Origin of the sequence: Pantoea sp. Tr-811 (genome assembly GCF_011752535.1) — a bacterium.
In the GTDB taxonomy this organism is placed as follows: domain Bacteria; phylum Pseudomonadota; class Gammaproteobacteria; order Pseudomonadales; family Pseudomonadaceae; genus Aquipseudomonas.
Genome location: NZ_VWXJ01000046.1, coordinates 1 through 3,318, shown reverse-complemented (window position 1 = coordinate 3,318; position 3,318 = coordinate 1). Strand labels below are relative to the sequence as shown.

Genomic DNA, 3,318 nt, shown 5'->3' with positions numbered 1-3,318 from the left:
CCTGCGGGTACTCAGGGTCCAGCGGCACGTAGGCGCCACCGGCCTTGACGATGCCCAGCAGGCCAATGACCATCTCCAGGCTGCGTTCCATGGCGATGCCGACCAGGGCATCCGGGCCCACGCCCAGCTCACCCAGCTTGTGCGCCAGTTGGTTGGCACGGCGGTTGAGTTCGGCGTAGCTCAGGGTGTGCTCGCCGAAGGCCAGCGCCGGGGCATCTGGAGTGGCAGACACCTGGGCTTCGATCAGCGAATGAATGCTGCGGGCATCTGGATAGGCGGCATGGGTGTCGTTCCACTCGCGCACCATATACTCGTGCTCTGAAGCGCTAAGCAGAGGCAAATCACCAAGCGGTGCGTCGGCGTTTTGTATCATCGCCTGCAAAAGGTTCGCGAAGTGTTCTGCCAGTTGCGTGACTGCCTCGTACGCCCACTGAGCACGGTCGTGACCGTAGTGGATCGACAAGCTGCTACCGAGGTTCACCATCAGGGTCAGAGGGACGCTGGTCTGCTCGCTGTGATACACCTCACCAAAACGAAGCCCGCCCGGTGCACCTTTCTCCAATGCCTCGGAGACGGGGTAGTTTTCGAAAACCATCAAGCTGTCGAACAGCGCCCCGCCCCCCTGCCCCGCCCAGCGCTGGATGTCATACAGCGGCGTGTGCTCGAACTCGCGAAGCGCCAGGTTGCTGGCCTGCACCTGGCCGATCCAGTCGGCAACGCGCTGCTCAGAACGCGGGGTGCCGATCACCGGCAGGGTATTGATGAACAAGCCGATCTGCTCTTCTACGCCCGGCAAGTCCGCGGGGCGCCCCGCCACCGTTGCGCCGAAACATACACTCGGTTGGCCAGTGTAGCGTTGCAGCAACAACAACCAGGCCGATTGCATGAGCGTGTTGACGGTCACACGATGTGCGCGTGCGAAGGCTTCGATTTGCGCAGTTCGTTCAGGGTCGAATGCCTGGCGGTAATCGCCAAGCCCCTCTTCGTTACAGGATTCACTGCAACGGATGGCCTGAACCAGACGGGTAGGCTCATCCAGTGCTGCCAGTTGCCCAATCCAGAAAGCCTGGGCAGCCTGGCTGTCCTGGCGCTGCAGCCAAGCAATGAAATCACGATAGTTAGGACCGTGGTCAGGCAAGCTGACACCCGCATATCGCTGCAACACTTCACCCAGCAGACGCGAAGTGCTCCAACCGTCCATCAGAATATGATGGTGCGTGCAGACCAGATGATGCCGATCAGCATCGGTCTGCACCAATATCAGACGTAGTAACGGCGCGCTGGCCAAGTCAAAGCCTTGTAACCGCTCATGATCAGCAAGTGTCTGCAGCGCCTGTTGCAAGTCGGGCTGACCACGCCAGTCGTGATGCGCGAATGGCAATGCTACAGAGCGCTGCACGACTTGCACGGGGTATTGCAACTCGCCTTGCCAGGCGAATCCAGTGCGCAGAATCGGGTGAGCATCCAGTGCGGCTTGCCAGGCGTGCTGGAAACGTTCGACATCCAGCCCCTGGACATCCACGCGCAACTGCATGATGTAGCTCTGAGCCGCTTGTTCATAAAGGCTATGGAACAGCATGCCTTGCTGCATCGGTGCCAGCGGGTAAATGTCGGCAATCCCTGCGACCGATACTGGCAAGCTGTCCAACTGCGCTTGGCTAAGGCCTGACAAGGGGAAGTCCGAGGGTGTCACACCCTGGTACTGAGCCTGGCAGCAATGCTCGATCAGGGCTTGCAGCTCGCTGGCATACTCATGTGCCAACTGCTCAATGCTCGATTCATCGAACACCTCTCGGCTGAAGTTCCAGGACATCTTCAGCTCGCCGCCATACACCTGGCCGTTGAGTGCCAACAAACTGCCCAATGGCGCCAGGGCGTCTTGAGTCGCACCTGCGTATTCCTGGGCTGGCCTGAAAAGTCCAGCCTGTTCGTCGAAACTGCCATCGAACTGGCCAAGATAGTTGAAGACGATCTCGCCTTGCGGCAAGGAAGCCAAAGCGACATTGGCTTCGGTAGGTCCCAGGTAACGCAGCAAGCCATAACCCAAGCCCTTGTTGGGAACTGCCCGCAGTTGTTCCTTGATGTTCCTGATGGAGTCTGCCAGGTCAGCTTTCGGGCTAAGCTTGACCGGGTACATACTGGTGAGCCAGCCCACCGTACGGCTGAGGTCGATGCCATCGAACAGGTCTTCACGACCATGACCTTCAAGGCGGACAAGGACCTCCTCGCGCTTACTCCAACGCGCAATTACCCGTGCCAAGGCCGTCAGCAACAAGTCGTTGATTTGGGTTCGGTATGCAGCAGGTGCCTCCTGCAGCAGTTGGCGAGTGATCTCTCGATCCAACCGGGTAGTGAATGAAGTGACATTGCGCTGTTGGTTACTACCATGCGGATAATCGCAAGGTAGCGCGTCGCTGGTGCCTTGCAACTGCTGCTGCCAGTAAGCCAGTTCATCTTGCAATACAGGGCTCTGGGCGAAAGCCTCCAACTGCACAGCCCAATCCTTGAAGGAGCTGGTCTTGGCCGGAAACTTGACCGCCTGCCCAGCGTGCAAGGACTGATAGGCTTGTTGCAGATCCTCCAGCAACACTCGCCACGACACACCGTCCACAACCAGGTGATGAATTACCAGCAGCAGGCGTTGGCTACCATCGGCACGTTCTATCAGGACTGCGCGAAGCAACGGGCCCACTTGCAGGTTCAAACTACGTTGCGCTTTTTCTGCCACTTGTTTCAACGCGTGATCGTCGGCGCAATGTTCGAACCACACCAGATCATCCGGCTGCACTGCCCCGAACGTCGCCTCACCCGAAAAGCGCAGACGCAAAGCATCATGGTGTTCAACAATTGCCAGCACCGCTGCTTTTACCCGTTCAACCGACAAGGTTAGGGCGGGTATCAGCAAAACTGACTGATTCCAGTGGTGCGCCGCCGGTATTCCCGCCTTGAAGAACCAATGCTGAATCGGCAACATCGGGGTATTCCCCGTGACCGGTCCCTGGTCGAATACCCTGCTGCTGGAGCGACGCGCGATCATTGCCAGCGCTCTTACGTTCTGGTTCAGGAACAGTTCTTTAGGCGTAAAGTGGATATCCGCCTGACGCGCACGACTGACCACCTGCAAGGAAATGATCGAGTCCCCACCCAGCTCGAAGAAGTTATCGGTCAAACCCACCTGCTCAAGCTTCAGCACATCCGCCCAGATCGCCGCAATCTGCTGCTCAAGCTCGCTCTGTGGCGCCACATACTCACCCTGCAGCGCGCTGGCATCCGGCTGCGGCAGGGCCTTGCGGTCCAGCTTGCCGTTCGGGGTTACTG

General features: G+C 58.8%; 1 protein-coding gene. It reads right to left on the bottom strand.

All coding sequences use genetic code 11. From position 1 onward, the window contains the following. A partial coding sequence (locus tag F3J44_RS29295) for a condensation domain-containing protein (RefSeq protein ID WP_167277980.1) occupies positions 1-3,318 on the bottom strand: 3,318 nt, incomplete at both ends.